This is a genomic window from Pseudoalteromonas sp. XMcav11-Q, from assembly GCF_040104525.1.
Lineage (GTDB): Bacteria > Pseudomonadota > Gammaproteobacteria > Enterobacterales > Alteromonadaceae > Pseudoalteromonas.
The window spans coordinates 98,759-122,421 of the sequence record NZ_JBECOX010000003.1; the positions used below are offsets into that span (position 1 = coordinate 98,759).

A 23,663-nucleotide genomic window follows, 5' to 3' on the forward strand; every position below is an offset into this window, starting at 1 on the left:
GCATTAACACCTCTACCACCTGCACGTTTAAAGCCAACCCAATTAAGCGCTCGTAGTCATGCATTAAGCTAAGAGCTAGCTCTCCAACCTGGCTCTTAATATTTATAAACAAGCATAAAATTACTTCTAAGGGTGATAGCGTTACCACGGCTAAAATTACAGCTACGCCGCACGCCAATACGAATGTATCGCGGAAATTCTCTGCAAGTATCTCTGCAAACAAGTAAAGAACATAAATGGACTGCGACCTCTGGCAAGCGCAAAATCGGCTGCTGACGCGCTGAATGTACTGAGTTTGTGGGTGATTGTGTAGTTGGGTTCATCGTTTCTATTTTTTCCAAAATAAGCCTCACTGATCTGTTAGTTCAGTTAGGAGTTTGCCCCACTAGTATCTAAGAGTTAAACGGACGCAGTAGGCAGATAGATGCCCAGATCATACAGCTTTCTGAGGGTACAGGTAGCTACTTGCCCCAGAATTTACATAATGCCCCAAGTGATAAATACCGTGTGGGCAGGGTTGGTGTGTGACTAAGTGGCGTGAATTAAGGCTTTGCCCATACTGCCCCCTTGTCAAAAAGAGAAAGTCTTTTTCAATTAGAACGAACACCACCACACTTTTATGCGCGTAAAAATGTAAAAAAACACACTTTTATGCGCATAAAAGTGTGGTTTGAGTTATAGTATAGGTCGTTAACAATCTTAATTGGCGGGAAATAACAGTGCAGCGTAACTTACTTAACGCCTTAATGGCATGGAAAAACCAATCTGTACGCAAGCCATTATTAATCGATGGCGCAAGACAAACAGGTAAAACCTATCTGCTGCAAGAGTTGTTTGGTAACACCTTTGCCAACATCCTTCGTATCGACTTTCTTGAAAATCCCGCCTACAAAGAAGCGTTCGATGGCTCACTCTCACCTGACGAGCTAATAATGAACATTGAGCTTTTGACCAATCAAGTGTTCAACCCAGAAACCGATCTGCTGATATTAGATGAAATTGGCGAATGTGAGCGTGCCGTTACCTCACTTAAGTACTTTGCCGAGAAAGCACCCTTCTATTTTGTCGCTGCCAGCGGTTCAAATATTGGGTTGCTCAACACCTTCCCTGTGGGCAAGGTAGAACAATACAATTTACGACCACTGACCTTCCAAGAATTTATTTATGCATCAAACGAGCAAGCGCTGATCAAAGCGTTTGACAGTCAAGCAAGCACACCTGCGGTGCACACTAAATTGATGGATAAACTAACAGATTACTTTTTTACCGGTGGTATGCCGGAAGCTGTTTCTGCTTGGTATCAGTATAAGGATTCAAGCATTCTAGAGCGGGTTGAAAAAGTCACAAAAATTCATGCCGATTTAGTTGAAGGTTATCGCCGCGATTTTGGTAAGTACGCAGGCAAGGTCGATGCTAAACTGATTGAATCTGTGTTTAATAGCATTCCAGCGCAGCTATCACTTGTCAGCGATGAGTCCGTTAAACGCTTTAAATTTAAACATGTGCATGAGCGTAAATCTCGTTATAGCGATTTTGAAACCGCGATCCATTGGCTTCATTGCTGCCGTTTAGCTTTGCCAAACTACCCTGTTGAAGGATTGCCAAAATCGCCACTAGCGGCCTATAAAAAAGAAAATATGGTTAAATTGTTTCTATTTGATGTGGGGCTGCTTAATCATATGCTAGGCAGCAGTTATAAAGAGATTAAGCAACAAAGCTATGAATACAAAGGTTACGTGGCTGAAAACTTCGTGCAGCAAGAGCTCACAGCCATCGGCGTTGACCCAAGTTACTCATGGAATGACGCCCGCGCCGAAATCGAATTTATTTTGGCAACCGATGAAGGCGATATCATCCCTGTTGAAGTCAAAAGTGGTAACCGTACAAGGGCAAAATCGTTGGCATCTTATGTTGAAAAATGTGCACCAAGTAAAACTTTTAAGTTAACTGGTACACAAGGCTCATCAGCGTTAGAACAAACCAAAATCGTAATGCCTTTGTATTTCACGCAGTATTTACCTCAGAGATGGTAAAAGCGCGTTGCTTAGCCCCCGAGGTCTACATAAAGTTACTTCAAAGGTAACAATCTGTAGACCTTGATACCTGATATTCGGACACTCAGTCTTACCTCTATTGGATACCATAGTATCCATATTGAGCTTATTTCTATTGAAATGGACACCATAATGTCCACTTCAGGTTAGGTGAGTTTCTGCTGACTTATCACTATCACGTAGAACCAGCAAAAAATGGCCAAATTATGTTGACGGAAATCCCGCTCGATAAAGCCCTTCAAAACCTCTATTTTTAAGTCCTAACAGCAGCATAAAAACGGCACTGTTTTTCCGTAGTCATAGCCAAGGAGCACCACTAAGATTTAGTAAAAGCCATAGACAAGTGGTGGGCAGTTTGGTGGGAAAATAGGCATTTTTGAGCGGTTTCTTTTCAGTAAGTTTTTGAGGTTTTAAATGTTTAGATTGCCACCCGAGGGTGGCATTTTCATTTTACTCTTCTTTATTTTCGAGTGCTTCTTCTCGGCGCAGATAGGCGCCGGCTTCATCACTACTTGCACGCAGTTGCTGGTTTTGATCCACCGCTCTCGTTTGCTGATTGAGTTGGTACACTTGTGAGGCATTGCCTAAATCACGCTCGCTGGTAATTGCGGCGATGGATTCTCGGTCTTTTAAGAAGCTAATCACATCTTTACGGATGTCGCTTAGCTGTGCATCGTCTTTATGCATTTCTAAAATATGTCTTGGGTGCTCTAGGTTTTTCATGCCCGTTGCAGCGAAGGTCGTTGATACTATTCTCGACACCACTACCCAAGGGGTAATACTGCTGCGTACTAGCGTATTTTCAGAGCGTGTGGAATCGTGAATGCCAGTACCTGTTGATATTTTAGACTCAGTAAATGTCCCTTCACATTTAAAATAAACCAGCAGAGATTCAAACTGCATCTCGGCATAGAATACGTGTGCAGCATTGCTTAGCATTGATGCAAACGATTTAATCAATAGGCCACTTAGCAGTAAATGTACGGCTACCATCACAACGGCGCTGAATGACGCGATGTTTTCTTCGCTGAAGGCACTAGAAAAATTACTGATATTGGCGCTCGTTACATAGTGGTAAATATCTACTACGGCATAAGCAAAAAAGACGCTTAATCCAAGGGTTACTAGCTGCAGTAAGTTACCACCAAGCAAGGATAAAAACCTAAAGCGTTCAAACGATTTACCTAAATCTAGGGGCAGAACTTTAGGTTGTACTTCTTGGATCATTTCGCCTTTAAAGCCACCTTTACCATCAACTTGTTCTTGCAAGCTGGGATCTAGCTCACGATAAACTCGGTTTGGTACTTCTTTATATCGACGATTAGCCATCACCAAGTTGTCGAGGTTAATAAATATCTCATTTGGATGTACTGATTCTTGCCAGTTTTCTCTTAACTCAGACACTTCAACCACTGGGTTTACTTTGTCTAAACGCGCTTTAAGCATAACAGCAATAATGGCGCTACAGCCAAGTGCAAGCACGATAACGCCCGTGAGATAAGCCCAAGTATGAAGACTAGGTAACGGCGCAAAAAAGAGCTCAATATCGGCTTTACTTAACTTTCCTTCATCCATGATGTAAGACAAAGTTAGACCTATCAAGATTGGTAGCACAAAAGAGAGCGAAATCACTTTAGTGAGGGTCGCACTCCCCAAAGATTCAATAGCATGTTCCGCTTTGCGTGAAATCGGCTTAGCCGCGCTATACCAGCATGACAAAATATATATCATCAGTAAGGTGCTATAGATTGGAAAAGTCAGCTCCCCAGCATCACCGGCAAAGCCCGACAGCGATACAAACGCCACCACGCCATAAAGCACAAGTGCGGTTAATGTACTCACCCATGCACCAAATAAGCGTTGGCTCATATTTCTGATAGGATAAGGGAGAAAGAGTAATTTAGGTGCAATGCTGTGAAGTAAACGCGATAAGAATCCCTTAGGCTCTACAAAAGTGCTATTCTTTCGGCCAATCAACATTTCTTCTAGCGTTTTCGCCGCATAAGCTACATCAGCCTTTTCTTGCTTGGCAGTTGAGGTTTCTGATTTACTGAAGTTATAAGCTAAAGAGGTGGGATGGTTACGACCCACAAAAAAACGCAGCGTTGCATATATTCCTTTTGCAAGAGACGTGATCCCAAGACCTAAAATCAACATGCCAAATAGCATGATGATCCAACCCATACCCGCATCGCTCTTAACTGAGCTGGCGGCAATCACCAGTAATGCAATTCCAGCAATAGTTTGTATTGCGCCACGAATAGCTGTGATTTTACCTTCCGTTTTAAATGGGTTTTTAAGCCCTAAATCAATAGAGCCATAATCAAAAGCCACTAGCAGCCTCCTTGTATAAACAGTCCAATGTCGGTGGCTAGGAGGTCGTCTAGTTTAGGCAGCGTCCAGCCACACCTTTCAATTTCTGCAATACTCTGCACAATAACTTGTTAAGTTGCAACGAGTTTCGTTTGAATTCAAAGAAGTTCCCACTTCCTATTATCAAATCGTCTAACTTCGTTACAATTAGGCGAAATAGACAGAAGATAAAGCCACTCGTTTTCTACCAATTGTTTTACAACTGGGTGTGCTGCCATGATTTGCTCTAGTGCTTCGGTTGGTGCTTGTACAATTACGCTCAAACGTTGTGGGGTATGCATCCATTTTTCACCGTTATGAACGGATTGCATTGGCAGGCCAATTCGCAAATCTCCGCCATTGCCTTCAAACACTCCTATTCTCCCCCCCACTACATTATGCAACACCTTGTTACCACTGCCGTATTTGTGGATATCGGTTACCGAAGCGTTATATTGCATATTGATCCAGTTAGTGACGAGCATAGGGGCGGTTAAAATAGCTGTTAACTGACTAAAGTCTTGGTCTTGCTCCGCGCTGTATTCATGCAAAAAGACTCGGCCTTGCAAGTCAACACCCTGCGTAACTTGTCTCGGCGCGACCACAAATGCAGCATTGTTGGCAAGGCCCCATTCCGGCCTGACTTGAGACCAATCTTTAGTACGGGCTATAAATAGCTGCTCTAATTGCTGCTCAGATAATTCTTTACCAGTTATCACGAGTGTATGAGCGCGCTCTACTCGAGCCAGATGCGCTGCCTGCTTTAACCAGCGGGTTATCTCTGTATCTATTTCGCCATAGGGGGTAATTGTTTCAGTGGTGGTATTATGTAGCGCTGCAACAAAACGGGTTTGCGGCGGAATAGCGATGCCAAGCGCGATTAATTCTGCGCGTACCGCTTGGTCATTAAGAAGTTGCGCGAGTACTTTAACATTCACTTCTCCCGATTGGCCGCCACATGCACCACATTGCAGTCCGGCTTCATGTAAATTATTGGTGGTATGTGCTCCGTGGCCAACCAATAGGACTGTATCAGCAAATTCAGTCAGTCCCATCCCTTTTAATATGCCAGCTGCGAGTTTAGCTTGCTCCAAAACAGTAACTTCGTGTTCGCCCTGTTTTAATTGCCACTTTCTTGAATCAATATGACTATCGACGGGATGATGAGTTTTTTGCAGTGAAAACACTTTGCTAAATAGCTGATAAAAGTAACTCATCCCCATCGACTCCACCATCGAAAATGAAGCAGCCGCAGAGTGAGACCAGCTATGCCAACGGCCAGCTTGCTGGCGTTTTGTGGCAAGATGCTGGGGTGCTGGCGTTTGTATCGCGATGATTGGTGCTTTTAATAATCCGGGTAACTGTGGCCGACTAAAACGACAGTTAGTCGCATGATAATCAATCGGTAGGCCAAAGAAACCAGCATAGCCTATGGTTTGAATGCCTGCGTTTTGAGTTTCTAACGCACGGCGGATCACCTCTGAGCGTACATCAATACAAAAAGCCGCTTGTAAGGTTGGTGTAGCTTGCTCACGAGCTCCCTCAGATTTTACCTGCTGAGTCTTTAGCTGCCCCACTAAAGTGACTTGATAACTGAGCTCGAGTGCCCGCTGAAATACCAGGCGCGGCAACAATGCCTTTTTATGTTCAATCACAATCTCAGCAAGTTGCTGCTTTTGCTTGTTCCAATGGTATTGAATACGGGTAAAGGTCGTTGGATGGCGCTCACTCACATAACGCCAAATCACCAGCTCCCACGCCATTCGAATTGCCAGTAGCGCACGCATATCGGAAGCCGGATGCTGGGCAAGATCTGCTTGCCAGCGTTCATAAGCCGCCCAAGATGCCCAACCATTAATATCTAACAGTAGCATGTGTGCATAATCACTCAGCTCATTAAAACCAATCTCTAAGGTGTCGACAGCGAGTGCAATTAAAGACTCAGGAGACGTTGGCAAAGCCTTAAAGTAATCCACTAAGCCCGACTCCCCCATGACGATGCTTATCCCCAAGTCTCGCGATACGGTTTCATACCAGTGGCGATACAAACAGAGTTTATCCTCACCTTGGGTTTGTTTGAGAATAGGCTGCACCTGCTGATAATGCGCGGCGCAAAATTGGCTAATTTGGTGGCTGATTTCCTCTTGCCATGGCATCTTATGCTCTGAGCGATAACGGTCAAGTAAGTCCGCTAATGTATGCCAATGTGGCAACTCGCCGCAGTGACTTTTTTTGAGCCAATTAAGTAGCGCATTGGTGCTGCGATCCACCGCATAATGTGCCGCAGATTGCTGCAATGCTTGCTCTGAAATCGCCTCTTGCTGCCATTTTTCAAGATAAAATGCCACGGGCATCAGCATTCTAACCTGTGCCAACGCACTCATTTTATTGACCACCGCATCAAAGGGCAGATCGCGCATTCCCCAAAATGGATTCACTGCGATCAATTGATCGAGTGGCCAAGTTGGCGCAATGCGTGTTTCAGCACTCAGGAGTTGTTGCTGTTGCGGCTTAGATAGCTGAGTCTGTTTGTTGTCTTGTGTCTCTATCATTACTTCTGCTCCTCGTGCCCCGCTGCATAGCGATGAATGGCTAGGTGTTTCTGCTTTTTAATACTTGGCAAATGGACGGGCCAAAGTAATATGGTTAATCGCGTCATCCACTCGTCTAAGTACAGGCCGGCATACAACACTCGAGAGAGTTTTTGCACTGTTACTAAATGTGCGCGGTAATAGAGCAGATAATTTACTACGATAAGTACCACTACTAAGCTGAGCAACCAAATATCAGCTCCATCGAGTGCTTGCGCCCTGAGATCATTTGGTAGCGCGACCACCAAATGCAATAACCACTTTTGCGCACTATAGGCTGCCAACAACACAACAGCTGCGGTGATAATTCTAAAATAGCTGCTAGGGGCTTGCGCCTCAAAACGCAGCGCTAACCACACCGTTAATGCGCCAACCATTAATCCCCAAATACTGATAGGACCTTGATATTCAATAACGACTGCAGCTGCTGTAGTGAGGCCAGTTGCCACGGCAAGTGCAATGAGCCATTGCCACAAGGGCGGTTCAAGCTGGTCGCTCAAGCGACGAGTCAAATCTTCATGGATCCACTGGCTTGAGTTTAAAAATGCGTGGGCTTTGTAGGCTGAATGCGCCAATAAGTGTAGTAGCGCTAATTCATATAGCCCCAAAGCACACTCCACTAGCATCAACCCCATTTGTGCACAGGTTGACCAAGCCAAGCGCACTTTTAAACTGATCCGCGTTGTCATGATAAGCGCGGCCAATAATGTCGTTATTCCTGCCACGATCAAGATCAGCCATTTCGCAGCTTCTACGCGTAAAATCAAAGGGCCAAACACCATCACCAAAAAACCACCCAAATTAATGATCCCTGCATGCAGCAGCGCACTTACCGGTGTGGGTGATTCAACCACTTGCATCAACCAGCCATGCACTGGCAGTTGCGCGCATTTTATCAGCGCCACAATTGCGAGTAAGCCAGCTGCTGATTGCTCTAGCGCAGTCAGTGTCGTTGAGTGAGTTAAGTAATAGTCGGTGATGTCATTAAGCCGGAGCATGCCAGTGCTGAGGTAGATACAAATAAAAGCCCCCAGCAATGCACTTTCTGCCAAGCGCGCCAAAATAAACTTTTTGTGTGCGGCCAATGCCGCTCTCGGGCGGTTAGGATAAAACAGCAGTAGACGGTGTAGGCTCAAACTAATGCCAACCCAAGCCAACCAAAATAGGATTAAGTGATTACTGAGCACCACAATAGTCACGCTCAGTAATGTCGTGAGTAGATAGCGAAAATAGCGGCCCCGGTGTTTTTCACCATGTAAATAGTGAATGGAGTAACGCAGTAAAATAAAGCTCATAAAGCCAATCAATGACACCACGCTAAGCCGTAAAAAGTTTATTTCAAACAGGCTACTGGCAATATCACCTTGTGTTGCCCAACTCCCCCAGCCAAGAGCGATACAAATTGCCACACCGATAGCAAAACCGTTCGCGATACGAAATAACCCAGCGTTACTGCGAGACGCTTTGCTCATGAAAGACGCAGCAATCAAAAAGTGTAATAGCAACAGCACCACTAAGATATTAATCATCACTTTCTATGCTTCTCACCTAAGTCTTGAATCAGGTCATTATTTCAACCTTTTTAATTTAATAAAAATAGATATAATTTAACTATTCGTTCTGTTTTACTTATATATAGATGAGCCTAGATGAGCCGACTTAATTATCACCACCTTTACTACTTTTGGCAGGTTGCTAAGCTCGGAAACCTGACTCAAGCCGCTAAAGAATTACATGTTTCGCAATCTGCGCTCTCTGCGCAAATCAAACAGTTGGAACACAATGTCGGGGTATCACTATTTGAGCGCGTAGGCCGCAGCCTAATGCTCACCGATCAGGGTAAAAAGGTGCTGAGCTATGCCGATGATATTTTTACCACGGGGCAAGAACTCGAAGCCTTGCTAAGCAAAGGCGTACAGTCAACCACCCATGTAACTATTGGGGTGTTGACCACTCTGTCACGTAACTTTGTAGAAGCTTTTATTAGCCCTTTGATGCGGCGCAGCGATGTGCAATTTAAATTAAAGTCAGGCAGTATTTCTGAGCTGCTCAACGGCTTAACCAATTATGAGCTGGACTTAGTACTTACCAACCGCACAATAAACCTAGATACTTCAGATCCCTATTGGCAGTGCCAACTAGTTGCCAAGCAACCGCTGGCGATCATTGGTCCGCCTGCCCTCAAGCCAAGCACGCCATTTCCGCAAGGCTTTGAAAAAACACGCTGGATCTTGCCACCTGCCAACTCAGATTTACGCACCGCATTTAATGCGCTGTGCGCTCAGTATCAGTATTTCCCCAATATTTTGGCAGAGGTCGACGATATGGCGATGATGCGACTACTGGCACGAGATAGTGGCGCGGTGGCCGTTTTACCTGCCGTAGTAGTAAAAGACGAAATAGCCCAAGGGGTGCTACAGCAATATCAGGAACTACCTAATATTTATGAGTATTTTTATGCGATTTCAACACAGAAAAAGGTTGTTCCTGAAGCAATTAAAATCCTGCTGCAAGAAGCGCGTGATAAGCCCACACATTTTTAAGCACGCTGATTTTTATTCACCTGAAAGTATTAGAAAATCACGATTTATTTCTATTTTTTAACTTAACTCATATTAACGTAAGAAAATTGGCCTAAGCACTTGACCAATTGATGTTTATTTAGCAAGCTGAAACTATAGGATAAAAATTCAACGAGGCAGTTATCGTGTTCAAGCTTGCGCACAATGGCAATATCTTAATGGATGTGAAGTCTGCTTCACCGCCAAGTGCTGCGTTTGTGATTGAAGCCCTTGAAAAATCACAATTTGCCGACTGTGAAATTGATCACGACTCGATTAATGCCTTTTTCCAGAGCGACTTTCCAGAGAGCCAAATCGTCGTTGCTAAACAACATGATGCCGAATTTGAAGTCACCTTAAGTGACGATAAAATGCAGGCCTTTGGGCAACTTAAAACGGCTCGTGGTGGTAAAGCCGTATCATTAGAAGAGGCAAAAAAAGCCATTGTTAAAGCAGGCGTCAGCCGTGGTTATAAGCAAGCTTACCTAGAAAATATCCTGCGCAAACAGTTTGAACTTCCACCTGGCGAAGAAGCATCTGGATTAATCGCCCAAGGCCGACCACCACAAGACGGCCAGTCAGCAAAATTACTGCCGCATGTACAAACTTTAAAAGAGAGACTCAAACAACCTAGAATGCGTGAAGATGGCACCGTTGACATGCGTGATTTTGGCAAGCTCGCAAGCGTCGCGCCGGGTGATTTACTGGTGACTCAAAAGCCCGCAACACCAGGCAAAGAAGGCTTTACAGTTAGCGGTGAAAGTATTGAAGCGAAGCCCGGCGAATCGTTCCAGCTTATGGCGGGTGAAGGCACCGAGATCAACCCCAACAACCCACTAGAGCTTATCGCAACCATTGCAGGTTGCCCCTCAGATATCGCCAACGGTATGCGCGTGGATGATGTATTTACGATTGCCGATGTCACAGTAAAAAGTGGTCATGTCGACTTTAATGGCAGCGTTGTAGTTACCCATAATGTGGAGCCGGGTATGCACGTGACTGCACAAGGCGATATCACAGTGCTCGGCACGGTGGAATCTGGAGAACTTATTGCAGGTGGTCATATTGAGGTACGAGGTGGCGTGATCGGCCACGTCGACCATCAAAATAATGAGCAAGGCTTAACCTGCAAGCTTATCGCCAAAGGCAATATTGAGATTGCCCATGGACAATATACTTACCTTGAAGGCGATAACATTATTATCAATAAGCAGAGTAACCACTGCGATATTAAAGCGCAAAAGCTGATACAAGTTGGCACTGGCGATCATCCAAGTGGCAAGTTAATAGGTGGTTCAATCATAGATGCGCAAATGGTGGTAGCGGGAGAGATTGGCAGTGAATCTGGCGCTAAGATGATGATTTATCTTGCACGCAAAGGTCTTAAAATCACCCAAGAAACCGACACCCTGTTCAAAGAAGTCGCCGCCACCAATGATTCTTTAGATCAACTACAGCAAGCGATTGAAAAAGCAGAGTTAGTAAAAGACGCAGCTAAAAAGCAACAACTCAAAACTAAAATTGGCGCAACACAGATGCACTACTGCCAGCAAGCCGAGCACCTTGAGCAAAAGCTCAGCCAGCTTGATCACGACTTACACGATTTGCTCGACAACACGAAACTTGCAGCAAACAAAGCGCTTCATTCTGGGGTTGAAATCCATATCTTTGATCGCGTGTATAAAACAACCCGCAGTTATCCCCCTTGCTCAGCAACGCTACAAGAAAACCAAGTCAAGATAGACTTTAAAACCGCAGGCTCCTAGCCTGCACTTTGCTCTAGCGCTGACATTTAGCGCAATACACTGTGCTGCGTTGCCCTAGACGTATTTCTTTTAATGGCGTTTCGCAGCTTACGCAAGGCTCACCTTTGCGACCATACACCAGTAACTCTTGAGCAAAGTAACCCGGCTTACCATCACTTTGAGCAAAGTCTTTAAGTGTCGTTCCCCCTTGTTTGATAGCTGCACTTAAGGTTTCCTTGATGATCGGTGTCAGTAATTGGTAGCGTTTAAGTGAAATTTTACCTGCTTCTTTTTTGGGATGGATCCCTGCTTTAAACAAAGATTCATTGGCATAAATATTACCCACACCAACCACCACATGATTATCCATAACAAATTGTTTAATCGGCTGCTTTTTGCCTCTGCTTTTTTCAAATAAGTACTCTGCTGTAAAAAGCTCGGTCAACGGCTCAGGACCCAGCTTTTCAAAAACGCTATGATCTTCGCCTGCACCTTGCCATAAGAAGGCACCAAAGCGACGCGGGTCGTTCAATCTGAGCGACTTACCTGAGGCCAGAATGATCTCCACATGATCATGCTTTTTTAGTGGCTCTTTGCTATCAACAACACGTAAGTTTCCTGACATCCCCAAGTGCAAAATCGCAGTGCCATGCTTGGATTCGATAAGCAAATATTTTGCCCGTCGCTTAACCGCAAGCACCCTCTCACCTTCGAGCAATTGTACTTCCTCTGGTACAGGCCATCTCAGCTTACCATTGTGCACTTTTACGCTTTGGATAATATGTTGCTCTAAATATGGTTGAATGCCTAAACGGCTCACTTCGACTTCTGGTAACTCAGGCATAATTCACTCTATTACTGTGTGGTATTACAATTCTATCGGTAGAAATAATGCTTTGGCTTGCACATTATCAAGCTCAAACCAACGCTGTTGTTGTTTATCAAATAATACAAAGCCATTATCGCTAGGATACAGCTGATAGCTAAGGGGAAGCTCTTGAGTTGCTAGCCAAAACTGCGCAGCGCTCAACGCGGGCTCCAACTGCTTTGGCGCCTCAACAACCAATAGCTGTAAACTTTGCCACTTGGCAACAAGCGCACGTAAGGCATCTTCACTAAAGCTCTGGTTTGAGCCTTGCGGTAACTCTATACGCCAGCTCGTGCCAATGCGTTCAATTTTATAGCCAGGAAATGCCACAGTTAAGACAAAGCTTTGCTCTGGTAGCACAGCTTGTATCTTTGCTTTGTCGTCACTGGGATTCAATTTATAGTGAAGGCCGTTGAGAAAAAAGATCATCAGTAACATGGAAAAGATCACCACGTTATTCCAGCCCTTACGGCTCATTTGAATCATATCCATCTCCTAAGCGTTTGAACGGTTAGTGTATAATACTAATTTGTATTTATACATGCTCAATTAGCCCTTGCTCGCCTAGGCTATTTCGCCTAATTCAACAATCTGTCGTTACCGTCCCCTATCTACGCCAAATTGCGCATTTACACTATTTAAATGACAAGTTATTTTGCTAGAATGTGGGCAAAATTTTAAGGAGTTCCGTCAATGGCAATGTATGTAGTGGGTCATAAGATCCCTGATTCAGATTCAATCTGCGGTGCAATCGCACTTGCTTATTTAAAAAACCAAATTGGTGAAGAAGCAATCCCAACGCGTTTAGGTGAAGTCTCACCGGAGACTCAGTTTATTCTTGACCGTTTTGGTTTTGAAGCTCCAGAGCTTAAGATGAGCTATGCTGGCGAAGATGTGTATATCGTTGACCACACTGAAAAAACGCAAGCACCAGACGACATCGATAAAGCAACTGTAGTTGGCGTAGTTGATCACCATAAACTAGGCGACCTTACAACTTCAACACCACTTGAGTGTTGGATCCGCCCTGTTGGCTGTAGTAACACGATCATTAAAATGATGTACGACTTCTACGATGTAGAAATCCCAGCAAACATTGCTGGTATCATGATGTGTGCAATCCTAAGCGACACAGTCATCTTCAAATCACCAACTTGCACCACTGCGGATATCAAATGTGTTGAAGCACTTGCAAAAATCGCGGGTGTTGATGATGCTAAAGAGCTTGGCATGGAAATGTTCAAGGTGAAATCAGCAGTTGAAGGCACACCAATTCGTGACCTAGTCATGCGTGATTTCAAAGACTTTAACATGAATGGCAACCTTGTTGGTATTGGCCAGCTTGAAGTGGTTGATCTTGCTGTATTTGATAAGATCAAAGATGAGCTACATGCAGATATCGCAAAATTAAAAGAAGAAGGTAATCGCCACAGCGTGATGCTACTACTTACTGATATCATGAAAGAAGGATCACAAATGCTGATCGCTTCTGATGATGAAGCGATCATCGCAAAAGCATACAACGTTGAGCCTGAAGCAAGCAAAGTATGGTTGGACGGCGTACTAAGCCGTAAAAAGCAAGTTGTACCACCATTGCAAGACGCATTCGCTGGTTAATACTGCTCGCCGAGACGAAAGTCTCGGCTGTTTTTATGCTGCACCTCACTCCGGGTATATTCGCCTCCTTTGTCAAAGACCTGAATGCCGCGCGCCATTCACATCACCTTATTCAAATTAATCTGCCCTTGGGCGACTGTATCGCGAAAATCGGTGACAAGACGCTATCTGGCCCAAGCGTAATTGCAAGTGGCGTAGAACATAGCTTAAAAATGACCTCAGGCTGGGTGATATTAGTCGAGCCAAAAAGCTTGTATGGCAAGCAACTACAAGGCAATAGCTGCGCAGCAATCAAGATAAATACCGCACCAAAGAGCAATGCCAAGCTTGCCGAGTTATTACGCGCAGTAGAGCTGACCGAACTCCCGACGACGGATTTAGATCCACGAATCGACCGTGTATTGGCGCAATTAGATGCGTGCTTTAACGCACAAACTTGCCTTAAACCCAGTCACTTCAGCGCAAATACGATTGCCGAGTCACTTTACCTCTCACCAAGTCGCTTTTTACATCTGTTTACCGAGCAAGTAGGGATAGCGTGGCGACCTTATGTGCTGTGGCGCAGGCTGATCTGCTCAGTTGTCGCCATACAACAAGGCAACAACCTTACACAAGCTGCCATGCTCGCGGGGTTTGCAGATAGCGCTCATTTGAGCCGTACATTTAAACGGCAGTTTGGCATTACACCGACTGAGGCATTAAAAACACAAAGCGCTATAAACTAAGCCGTTTGTTTATTACCTCGCTTATAAGCTTCATCAATCAACTTAACCATAGGTAGCGACGATATGGTTAATACGACGAGAAAAATAATCGAATGAACAATCATCTCATCGACCGTATAGCCAATACGAAACTGAATAAATGCTTGGATCTGAATGTAAACATTGGCAGCAATAAATAGTGCTAATGACACGCTCCAAAACCACACATCTGTAACAGGACGCTTGCCATAAGCAACGCAAAAAGCACCAAATACATTTAAGAGATCTGCGACCAATAACACAATCCCAGTAAACATGCTTGATTCTATTGCTAAATGATCCGGCAGCGTAAATGCATCATAGATTGAGGCAATAAACGTCAGTAGTAAGAAATAAAATAAGACTTTCCATTTCATGCAAGCGATCCTCCATAACCGTAAGATATGTCATCGCGGTTACTTGGTCGCTGCTTCAGTACTTTGTCAGTACATACCTTATCAACAATCTTTGTTGTTTTTCTCATAGGCTCCTTCCCTAAATACAAAATAAAAAACTTAATTGTACACCTATTAACTAACCATGAACTTAGCCAGTTTATTCAAGCTTAGTTACCTAAGTTGCATCACACTGCTACCAAAATAGGAGCATAACCATGAAGCAATTTTTAGTAACTACCCCTTTAGTTGATTATCAACATTCAGAGATCCAAAGCTTAATAGAAGCAAAAGGTTGGCGGCAGCTTGATGAAATCACGGCAGCGGAGCAAATCTATAACTTCATCAAAGACGACATAGAGTTTGGTTATAGTGAGACAGATACACTAACTGCAAGCCAAGTGCTTAAGCAAGGCTATGGACAATGTAATACCAAAGGAACATTACTGGTCGCATTGCTAAGGGCTTGTGATATTCCCACCCGAATTCATGGGTTTGAGATAGCCAACAGTCTTAAACAAGGGTTAATTCCTACCCTACTGGCGTGGTTTGCTCCAAAAAGTATTATCCATAGTTGGGTTGAAGTTTATTTAGAGGAGCGCTGGATAGAGCTTGAAGGTTACATAATTGATGACGGCTACCTTAAGCAGGTTCAGCAGCACTTCCCGAAGGCAAAAGGCTTTACTGGATTTGGTATTTCTACTCCCTGTTTACAGCAACCCGATAATCGCTTTTCATTAAATGGTGCATATATTCAAAAGCAAAGTATCACACGCGATTTAGGGCTTTATACGAGTCCAGATGCGCTGTATCAGCAACACAAAAATCTAACTGGCATCAAGCAATGGCTCTATGCACACTGCTTTAGACATTGGATAAACCAAAGGGTAAAGCGCGTCAGAGCCGGACGCTTCAACTAACTTGAGCGTGCAATAGCAAATTGGCTGCGATTGTGGTTAGTGTATTCAACGCCACCTCTATTGCGCGGGGATCACGCAGTTGCGGCCTGCAGCTTTGGCTTGATATACCGCGTGATCAACGGCTTTTAATGAATGACCAAAAGGCAAATTGGTATTGACTGCTGCGACCCCAAAGCTTGATGTAATGGTGATCTCCCCTGATGGCGTAGAGATAACCGATTGCTCTATTTCTTGTCGCAGGCGCTCGGCGATCACCATCGCTGAATTTACCGGCGTGTTAGGTAACAGCACAATAAACTCTTCCCCCCCTAAACGACACATACAATCTTCTAACCTCAAGGTATTTACGCAGATCTCAGCAAAGCTTTTTAACACTAAATCACCGGTTTCATGGCCGTGATTATCGTTGATTTTTTTAAAGTGATCTATGTCTAGCATCATCATACTAAATGGATGATCAAAGCGTGCATGACGACTGATCTCACGTTTCGCGTTATCCATTAAAAAACGTCGATTACTCAATCCAGTGAGTGAATCTTTAAACGCCATGTCAGTAAGTTGCAGCTGTAACTGCCATAACTCTTTAACCAGTAATCGGCGACTGCAGCAGTCTGCAATCATCTCCGCAAAAGCAATTTCATCTTTGTGCCACGTACGTACGCCATTATTCCCTTCACAGCACACCACTCCGTGAGGAATACCATTTTTAAAGATCACCGTATCTAACATGGTCACTATGTGGTTTGGGGTTAAATAACATTCTTTAAATTCGGACGTTCTGGGATCGGCGGCAGCGTCATTCGCATCTATCGATTGACCACTGTTGATTGCTGAAAAATAAGCGGGGAAGTTTTCATATGTTAAGGCTGGCAATTGCACCGGTAACTCGTCACCCTGCCAATCTGTATTAGCAACATTGATAAGCTCAGAAGGTTTGTCAAGATCATCAAACAACCAAACGGAAACCCGAGTGACGTCTAAGATAAGCTTACCTTCATCTAGTAAATCAATCAGGAAGCTTTGAAATGTTCCCGATACATCAAGCTCTTGCGAGCTGAGCCGCCTAAGCCTCTGAGTGACATTGCTAAAGTTCTTCAACATAATACGAAGATTTTATTCTTTTCTGCTAGCATAACGCGCCATAATTTTTAAGCATAGTCTTAAATACTAGAATTAACCTATGTTTTGGAATATTTTCACACGATTATGTAAGAAATAAGAATATAAGTAGAGTAATCCGTAAAGGAGGTAATGCTAAAAGGTAATAAGCCTGAGATTATTAAAGTGGCGCGAGGCCACTTTATTCGTTGATTATTTAATATATTTTGCGAGGTATTTTTTAAATACCGGATCTGACATTGCCAATTGGCGTTGCTCATCCATGATTTCTTTAAGCAAAGACTCTGATGTCAGAGGGTTGGCCAAAACCACTCGAAATACCACCGTGGGTTGGCGGTCATATTGCTCTGGTGTTAAGCGTGTTCGAGAAACAAAAGAGCGGCCCGCTTCACGCTGACGCTTTTGCATACTCGCAGTAAAACGGTTAAGTGCAGCATAAATCTCTATCTTTTCTTGCTCATCCGCTTGTGCGATTGCCGCTTTTATTTGCTCAGGCACATAGCGGTAAGTCAGCAAACATAGCTCAGGTTCAGAGATCAGCTCAAAATCAGGGGTTTGTTTAATTAGTTCAGCAAAATACCGCGCCTTTTCAATCCCTTTATCAATAAGCATCTCATAGCCCTGACGACCAATGACACGCAGACATGCGTGCACTAACATCGCCATACCAGGACGACTCCCCTCTAAAGTATGACTTCCCAGATCTTTAGAGCCTTTCCGTAAGATGTATTCGGCGTGATGTTCAATTGCATCAGATGCCGCCGGGTCTTTAAATAACACCATACCCGCTCCCATAGGCACGTACATTTGCTTGTGCGCATCTATGGTTATTGAATCTGCTCGCTCCACCCCTTTCAGAAGGTAGCGATTGTTATTCGATAGTAGTGTTGCCCCACCCCAAGCGGCGTCGACATGAAAGTGGCAATTGAGTTCTTCAGCTAAATCAGCCATCTCTTCTAGAGGGTCAATATTACCCGTTTCGGTCGTCCCAGCAACACCAACCAAAGCCAGTACTTTTATCCCTTGCGCTTCAAGCTCATTAGCTTTAGCTCGCATGGCGTCAACATCAACCTTATTGTTGCCAGCCGTTTTGATTGAAATGAAGTTATCGCGGCCAATACCTAGCACATCTGCGGCCTTACCCAACGAATAATGGCCTCTTTCAGAAACCAATACCGCTAAGCCTCGGTAACCATAATGTAGCATTGCAGCCACAATACCCGATGCACCAATACCTTTAAATTCACCATCCGCTTTTAATAAGCGGTTTCTTGCAATCCAAAGCGCGGTTATATTCGCAATTGTGCCACCCGAACAAAAAGCACCTAGTGACGTTTTTGCGCTGTGCATCCACTTATCGTAGAAAGCATCATCGCTGCCGTAAACCAAGTGATGCATCATTCCCAATACTTGACGTTCAAGCGGAGTAAAGGCTTTTGACGTTTCAATTTTGACTAGGTTTTGATTGAGTCCCACCATCAGCTTCGACAGAGGCAACACAAAATGCGGTAAAGCTGAGGTCATATGCCCAATAAAGCTTGGGGCTGCGGTATGCACTGAGTGGGCAACTAATTGCTCCATGATATCTTGCGCATAGTCGGAGACAAACATCGGCACTTCGGGGATCACCGCCGACTGAAAGTCTTTTTCAACTTCGTGCAGTGGCTTTTCAACTGCCGCAATATTCTCATTTAAAAAGCCAGCCAAATTGCTCGAGATTTCTTGCTCGATTCTGCTTAAAGTTGAATCAGGCGCCTCAGGCACGGTAAATATACGCATTAAGCTTTCTTCAGACGCAACGGCGCAACGCTTTGGACCCATCAATACTACCTAAACATCAAACGGTGCAGTAGCTTACCTACCCATTTTAGAGATTGAGTAGATACAAATTGCACAAGAGATTGTGATACATGAAATGGCTAACTTTACTGTAAAGAAAGGGAATTGTCTTCTATTGTCTAGTTAAAATTCATGAAACATTGACAATTTTATGAAAACCCAACGAAAGTTCAGTGAAAAATACCTTAGTTTCTATTTTACATTCTCGTCAAAAATAAGGTATAAAATGGGGACATAAACCCAACAAAACGGTATATTACCGACTTGCTCGCAACAATGCATTTTATTGATCATTGGTGAGGAAATTTTTTGCTTTATTTCTTCTCAAGTCATCAATTTATGTTGTATTGTTTATATTATGTAACAAAGCAGCTGCCACGCTTACGCTAGTTAGGCATTTTGATCGTCGTTAAATCGCGATATTGTGGATAAAGGATTATCATGAATACTCGGAGTATAGCTCAACCCCTCAAAGCTAAATCTAAGCAGCCTACGACAAAAGCAACGCCGCTTTTAGGGCTCACAGGTTATACTTCCCGACTCCCCGTTGCTTGGCTCGTTTTAGCCTCTTTTATCTTTTTAGCTGCCCTATCGATTTATGTTATCGCCAACTATTATGATACGCGTCGCGATATCATGGCGAGGATCGACGCCCAGCTAATCAATGCAGCCACCAGCGCCAACGTCATTGTAGGCAAAAAGTACCACGAGTCACCAGAGCAAATAACCCCAGCCGAGTTTAAACAAAAAAGCCATGCCCTCACCGAGCTTGCCCGTGCTTTAAATGTTGAATACGTCTATACCATGGTGCTTAAACCACCTTACGTGCACTTTACCGCGTCCAGTTACACCCGAGAAGATCTTAAACTCAACCGACTAACACGTTATCAAGATGTTTATTCCGAGGCTTCGATTACCCTAAAAAGCGCCTTTCACTCTACCGAACCTGTGTTTGAAATAGCCAAAGACAAATGGGGCCACTTTAAAAGTGTGTTTATTCCTTTTGTGCTACCCGATGGCACTACTTATATAGCAGGTGCAGACTTAACCATTCACGATTTAGAAAGTCAGTTACAAGAAAGTGTAATGGATGCAGCCATTGACGCTAGCTTCTTCTTTGTGATGTTTTTGGTTGTCGTGAGCTTGTACTTTATGTACTACAAGAAGACCTTAACAACAGATAGCCGCACCGGATTTGGCAACCGTATCGCCCTTGAGCAAGCACTTAAATATTCTAAATCGCAACACCTATGCTTAAGCGTAGTATGGGTGAAGGAGCTTGAGGATATCATTAGCTTCTATGGCACGGAAGTCGGCGATAACGTTATGGCAAAAGTCATGAGCTACTTTAGCGAGTTTACCCATCCGTTTGAGGTTTACCGCCTTACCACCTCTAAAATTGCGCTAGTTACCAGCATCGAAAATGGTGAGCATTATTTGGCGAACTTAACCGAGTCATTCCCTTGTGCAAAACCCATATACGACGCGCCGCATTTATACGTTAATTTGTGTGCGGGTGTTGCTAAAGGCAATTGCGCGTTGTTACTTGAAAATGCCTTTCTCGCGCTACGTCAGGCCCAACAGCAAAATACCCAAGTGTGTTATTTTGATTCTCAGCTGCAAATAAACCCCCAGCAACAATCAAAAAATCTCCACCTCACCCGTTTACTGCAAAGCGCGTGTGAATCAGACCGCATCATTCCTTTTTTTACGCCGCGTAAAGCTTGTCACGACCATGCTGACATTCAGTACCACTGCACGGCACGCGTCCTTAACGAGCGCGGCGCTATCATCGATGCCGAACATTTTTATCCAGTGATGAAGCAACCAAAACTCCGCGCACAAATTAGCATGAAGCTACTTGAGTTATGCATCACCCGTTTTCGTAAATCGAACAATGCTTGGAGCATGCAATTGAGCCACAGTGAAATCGCGGATGCAGAATATTTTGAATATATCAGCCAGATCCTACGCCGTTACCCGCAGCCACAACTCATCACATTTGAGTTTAATGAAACGGATGTGCTAAAAAACTTCAGCGATATGAGCTTAATGATGCAGTCGTTAAAAGCAAAAGGTGCAAATGTTGCAGTAACGGGTGTGAATAGTGGTTTTCTTACCATCAATCGGATCTTAAAACTCCCACTTGATGCCATTTGTTTAGAAGCCAGTATTTGTGAAAACTTGGATGAAGATGAGATGCTGCTGAGCTCCATTGAATATCTTGCAAGCCATTGCAATGCCAAGCGGATCGACTTGATTGTACCCTGTGTTGCCACCAGCAAACAGGCAAAACAATTGGAAGCTGCAGGCGTTGCAAGATTAGAAGGTAGCTGGATAGGCAAAGCAAGCGGCCATCTTTAAGCCGCTTTTATCGATCTTAAGTCGGACTTGTCATGGGTTAGCTCAAAGCGTTACGACGAGGCGGGTACTAGATTGACCACTTGCCCAATACTTACGCTCAAAGGGTGTAATAGCTTCATCACTTTCATAGGCTTCCACTTCAACATCAACGCCACTAAGCGCCAAAGCTCTGGCAAACTCTTTTACATAGATATCCCAATTACTGCGCAGCTCCAACTTGCCACCTAACTTGACGATAAAAGGAAACACCGCGCTACCATGCCAGCGCCTTTGAATGTGTTTAGCTTTCGGCCACGGATTAGGATACAGCAAATAATGGTGAGTTGGCTGCCAATTGGCTTCCAGCGCTAATCGCCAAAAGTCATTGAGATCGGCTTGCACCAAAATATATTGGCCTTGTTCCGTTTGTTTATATTCAACATCGTGTTTATCTAGTCGATGCGCAGACTTGTCGATGCCAATTACCAACGCATCAGGGTGTCGCTTCGCCAAATTTGCCGTACTTTCACCAACACCACAACATGAGTCCAAAATAATCGGTCCATTATAGGCCTGTACTCGCGCATTAACCTCATCGAAAGCGCTTTGTGTATGTGCCGCAATGGGTTTTTTAAACTCAGCGGTTAGATGCTTAGTAACGATTTCATCGAGCTTTTCGTGTAGCCCTTGTTGATTAGTGGTGATACTACGAGAGTTTGCTTCTGTCATAACCAGTCATTATTAAGGGGGAATGGTAAGGATTTTACCTGAAATAACGCAAGAGCGCTGCAATTGATAGCAGCGCTCATTCTTTATCCTGCGGTTAGTGTCTTAGTCCAACACCGCGTTTAATTAAGTGCAGTGACAACCAAAATAGACCACATATAAATACACCTAATACCGTAAAGGCAACGCCAATATCAACGTCCGAAACACCTAAAAAGCCAAAACGGAAGGCATTTACCATATAGATGATTGGATTTACCTGTGACACACCTTGCCAAAACTCCGGCAGCAATGTGATTGAGTAAAATACGCCGCCCAGGTAAGTCAGGGGTGTAAGCACAAAAGTCGGAATAATACTAATATCGTCAAAGCTGTTGGCAAACACCGCATTGATCAAACCACCTAATGCAAACACAGCTGACGTTAAAATAACCGTAATAACGATAACCGCTAGATTGTGAATTTGAATATCCACAAAAAACAGACTGACGATAGTAACAATAAGCCCAACGAGCATGCCTCGCGCCATACCACCGCCCATATAGCCAAGTACAATAATATAGTTAGGCACAGGTGCAACGAGTAGTTCTTCAATGCTCTTTTGAAACTTGGTGGAATAAAAACTCGAGGCAACATTAGAATAGGAGTTGGTGATCACCGACATCATGATTAAGCCAGGTACAATAAACTCCATGTAACTAAAGCCACCCATATCACCAATGCGCGAGCCGATTAAACTGCCAAATATCACAAAATAAAGTGTCATGGTGATCGCTGGCGGTACTAAGGTTTGCACCCAAATACGTAAAAACCGAATACACTCTTTTATCCAAATACTTTTTAACGCGACGCCATATTTCAACACGATTATGCCCCTCTCCCCTGCTCCAGTAAGCCAACAAACAACTCTTCTAAACGGTTAGCTTTGTTACGCATACTTAATACTTGATTACCTTGCTCTGTGAGCTGTGTGAACACCCCATTGAGCCCTTGCGACTTAGCTACTTCTACCTCAATAGTATGGTCATCTACGGTGGTAAATTGGTAACCATCGAGTGCCACAGGCTGCATGGGCGGCTTAAGATCAAGTACAAACGTTTCTTTATCCAACTTTGAGAGTAATGTCTTGATGGTCGTGTGCTCAACAATCGTGCCTTTATCAATAATCGCAATATTACGGCACAACAGCTCTGCTTCTTCTAAGTAATGCGTTGTGAGTATAATCGTTACGCCTTGCTTATTAATTTCACGCAAAAAATCCCACATAGAACGGCGTAGTTCTATATCCACACCAGCCGTAGGTTCATCTAAAATAAGGAGCTTAGGCTCATGCATCAATGCTCTTGCAATCATCAAGCGACGTTTCATACCGCCGGATAACGTGCGAGCTTGCTTATCTTTTTTATCAAATAATCCCAGCTGCTTGAGATACTTCTCGGCTCGCTGATGGGCAACGTCTCTTGGCACACCATAATAGCCCGCCTGAGTCACTAGAATTTGGTTTAGCGTCTCGAATTGGCTAAAGTTGAACTCCTGTGGTACTAAACCTAAGTTCGACTTAGCGTCTTCCAAATGAGTATCAATACTATGACCAAAAACCTCTACACTGCCTTGGGTCTTATTCACCAGTGAGGCAATAACCCCTATTGTGGTAGATTTACCAGCCCCGTTTGGACCAAGTAGCGCAAAGAAGTCCCCTTCTTGAACTTCGAGATCAATGCCTTTAACGGCTTCGACGCCGTTACTATAAACTTTTTTTAACCCTTTGATGTTCAGTGCTATTGTCATAT

The 23,663-nt window shown here is 44.0% G+C and carries 18 protein-coding genes; 7 read left to right on the forward strand and 11 right to left on the reverse strand.

All coding sequences use genetic code 11. The features are described from left to right. The first annotated feature begins 719 nt into the window (after positions 1–719). Entirely contained in the window at positions 720–2,033 is a 1,314-nt protein-coding gene (locus tag ABMY45_RS06075) for an AAA family ATPase (protein WP_349288578.1), read from the forward strand. Between the two features lie 471 nt (positions 2,034–2,504). Here the strand turns inward: ABMY45_RS06075 and ABMY45_RS06080 are convergent, their stop codons facing one another. The 3 genes from ABMY45_RS06080 to ABMY45_RS06090 all read right to left on the reverse strand — a co-directional run bounded on the left by ABMY45_RS06080 (position 2,505) and on the right by ABMY45_RS06090 (position 8,526). Then, positions 2,505–4,388, reverse strand: a complete 1,884-nt coding sequence (locus tag ABMY45_RS06080; RefSeq protein ID WP_349288579.1) for a hypothetical protein — start codon at positions 4,386–4,388, stop codon at positions 2,505–2,507. A 137-nt stretch (positions 4,389–4,525) separates the two neighbouring features. After that, entirely contained in the window at positions 4,526–6,958 is a 2,433-nt protein-coding gene (locus ABMY45_RS06085) for a DUF2309 domain-containing protein (RefSeq protein ID WP_349288580.1), read from the reverse strand. Next, positions 6,958–8,526, reverse strand: coding sequence for an NADH-quinone oxidoreductase subunit L (locus ABMY45_RS06090; protein WP_349288581.1), 1,569 nt, complete (start codon positions 8,524–8,526; stop codon positions 6,958–6,960). The genes ABMY45_RS06085 and ABMY45_RS06090 overlap by 1 nt, the downstream gene beginning before the upstream one ends. 120 nt (positions 8,527–8,646) lie before the next feature. Here ABMY45_RS06090 and ABMY45_RS06095 point away from each other — a divergent pair, with 120 nt between their 5' ends. Then, a complete protein-coding gene (locus tag ABMY45_RS06095; protein WP_174170368.1) occupies positions 8,647–9,540 on the forward strand; it encodes a LysR family transcriptional regulator in 894 nt (297 codons plus the stop codon). Positions 9,541–9,704: 164 nt separating this feature from the next. Further along, positions 9,705–11,324 carry a FapA family protein gene (locus tag ABMY45_RS06100; RefSeq protein ID WP_010605721.1) on the forward strand — a complete coding sequence of 540 codons (1,620 nt, stop codon included), beginning with the start codon at positions 9,705–9,707 and terminating at the stop codon, positions 11,322–11,324. Between the two features lie 13 nt (positions 11,325–11,337). Here the strand turns inward: ABMY45_RS06100 and mutM are convergent, their stop codons facing one another. After that, entirely contained in the window at positions 11,338–12,147 is an 810-nt protein-coding gene (gene mutM / locus ABMY45_RS06105) for a bifunctional DNA-formamidopyrimidine glycosylase/DNA-(apurinic or apyrimidinic site) lyase (protein ID WP_174170370.1), read from the reverse strand. Between the two features lie 24 nt (positions 12,148–12,171). Further along, positions 12,172–12,657, reverse strand: coding sequence for a hypothetical protein (locus tag ABMY45_RS06110; protein ID WP_349288582.1), 486 nt, complete (start codon positions 12,655–12,657; stop codon positions 12,172–12,174). Positions 12,658–12,864: 207 nt separating this feature from the next. On the opposite strand from ABMY45_RS06110, the gene ABMY45_RS06115 reads away from it, so the two are divergent. Together ABMY45_RS06115 and ABMY45_RS06120 are read left to right on the forward strand one after the other, a co-directional pair. Further along, complete coding sequence (locus ABMY45_RS06115; protein WP_017217073.1) at positions 12,865–13,788, forward strand: manganese-dependent inorganic pyrophosphatase; 924 nt, start codon at positions 12,865–12,867, stop codon at positions 13,786–13,788. Between the two features lie 35 nt (positions 13,789–13,823). After that, positions 13,824–14,513 carry an AraC family transcriptional regulator gene (locus ABMY45_RS06120; RefSeq protein WP_349288583.1) on the forward strand — a complete coding sequence of 230 codons (690 nt, stop codon included), beginning with the start codon at positions 13,824–13,826 and terminating at the stop codon, positions 14,511–14,513. Here the strand turns inward: ABMY45_RS06120 and ABMY45_RS06125 are convergent. Then, entirely contained in the window at positions 14,510–14,908 is a 399-nt protein-coding gene (locus tag ABMY45_RS06125) for a hypothetical protein (RefSeq protein WP_206471444.1), read from the reverse strand. The two genes, ABMY45_RS06120 and ABMY45_RS06125, sit on opposite strands and share 4 nt — an antisense overlap. A 236-nt stretch (positions 14,909–15,144) precedes the next feature. On the opposite strand from ABMY45_RS06125, the gene ABMY45_RS06130 reads away from it, so the two are divergent. Further along, positions 15,145–15,846: a transglutaminase family protein gene (locus tag ABMY45_RS06130; RefSeq protein ID WP_010605726.1), complete on the forward strand. Its 702-nt coding sequence runs from the start codon at positions 15,145–15,147 to the stop codon at positions 15,844–15,846. 57 nt (positions 15,847–15,903) lie between these two features. On the opposite strand, the gene ABMY45_RS06135 is transcribed toward ABMY45_RS06130, so the two are convergent. Next, positions 15,904–16,947, reverse strand: coding sequence for a sensor domain-containing diguanylate cyclase (locus tag ABMY45_RS06135; protein ID WP_349288584.1), 1,044 nt, complete (start codon positions 16,945–16,947; stop codon positions 15,904–15,906). Positions 16,948–17,157: 210 nt separating this feature from the next. After that, positions 17,158–18,786: a pyridoxal-dependent aspartate 1-decarboxylase PanP gene (gene panP / locus ABMY45_RS06140; RefSeq protein ID WP_102056122.1), complete on the reverse strand. Its 1,629-nt coding sequence runs from the start codon at positions 18,784–18,786 to the stop codon at positions 17,158–17,160. A 459-nt stretch (positions 18,787–19,245) separates the two neighbouring features. Here panP and ABMY45_RS06145 point away from each other — a divergent pair, with 459 nt between their 5' ends. After that, positions 19,246–21,168: an EAL domain-containing protein gene (locus ABMY45_RS06145; RefSeq protein WP_349288585.1), complete on the forward strand. Its 1,923-nt coding sequence runs from the start codon at positions 19,246–19,248 to the stop codon at positions 21,166–21,168. A 42-nt stretch (positions 21,169–21,210) separates the two neighbouring features. Here ABMY45_RS06145 and ABMY45_RS06150 read toward each other — a convergent pair whose 3' ends face one another. The 3 genes from ABMY45_RS06150 to ABMY45_RS06160 all read right to left on the reverse strand — a co-directional run bounded on the left by ABMY45_RS06150 (position 21,211) and on the right by ABMY45_RS06160 (position 23,661). Then, positions 21,211–21,876, reverse strand: coding sequence for an SAM-dependent methyltransferase (locus tag ABMY45_RS06150; protein WP_010605730.1), 666 nt, complete (start codon positions 21,874–21,876; stop codon positions 21,211–21,213). A 94-nt stretch (positions 21,877–21,970) separates the two neighbouring features. Continuing rightward, a complete protein-coding gene (locus ABMY45_RS06155) occupies positions 21,971–22,738 on the reverse strand; it encodes an ABC transporter permease (protein WP_010605731.1) in 768 nt (255 codons plus the stop codon). Between the two features lie 2 nt (positions 22,739–22,740). Then, entirely contained in the window at positions 22,741–23,661 is a 921-nt protein-coding gene (locus tag ABMY45_RS06160; RefSeq protein WP_211867820.1) for an ABC transporter ATP-binding protein, read from the reverse strand. Positions 23,662–23,663 lie beyond the last annotated feature (2 nt).

Coding starts and splice junctions, on each gene's coding strand:
- ABMY45_RS06085 (WP_349288580.1), bottom strand. CDS start 6,958: ATGATAGAGACACAAGACAACAAACAGACTCAGCTATCTAAGCCGCAA.
- ABMY45_RS06090 (WP_349288581.1), bottom strand. CDS start 8,526: ATGATTAATATCTTAGTGGTGCTGTTGCTATTACACTTTTTGATTGCT.
- ABMY45_RS06095 (WP_174170368.1), top strand. CDS start 8,647: ATGAGCCGACTTAATTATCACCACCTTTACTACTTTTGGCAGGTTGCT.
- mutM (WP_174170370.1), bottom strand. CDS start 12,147: ATGCCTGAGTTACCAGAAGTCGAAGTGAGCCGTTTAGGCATTCAACCA.
- ABMY45_RS06110 (WP_349288582.1), bottom strand. CDS start 12,657: ATGATTCAAATGAGCCGTAAGGGCTGGAATAACGTGGTGATCTTTTCC.
- ABMY45_RS06115 (WP_017217073.1), top strand. CDS start 12,865: ATGGCAATGTATGTAGTGGGTCATAAGATCCCTGATTCAGATTCAATC.
- ABMY45_RS06120 (WP_349288583.1), top strand. CDS start 13,824: ATGCTGCACCTCACTCCGGGTATATTCGCCTCCTTTGTCAAAGACCTG.
- ABMY45_RS06125 (WP_206471444.1), bottom strand. CDS start 14,908: ATGAAATGGAAAGTCTTATTTTATTTCTTACTACTGACGTTTATTGCC.
- ABMY45_RS06130 (WP_010605726.1), top strand. CDS start 15,145: ATGAAGCAATTTTTAGTAACTACCCCTTTAGTTGATTATCAACATTCA.
- ABMY45_RS06135 (WP_349288584.1), bottom strand. CDS start 16,947: ATGTTGAAGAACTTTAGCAATGTCACTCAGAGGCTTAGGCGGCTCAGC.
- panP (WP_102056122.1), bottom strand. CDS start 18,786: ATGGGTCCAAAGCGTTGCGCCGTTGCGTCTGAAGAAAGCTTAATGCGT.
- ABMY45_RS06145 (WP_349288585.1), top strand. CDS start 19,246: ATGAATACTCGGAGTATAGCTCAACCCCTCAAAGCTAAATCTAAGCAG.
- ABMY45_RS06150 (WP_010605730.1), bottom strand. CDS start 21,876: ATGACAGAAGCAAACTCTCGTAGTATCACCACTAATCAACAAGGGCTA.
- ABMY45_RS06160 (WP_211867820.1), bottom strand. CDS start 23,661: ATGACAATAGCACTGAACATCAAAGGGTTAAAAAAAGTTTATAGTAAC.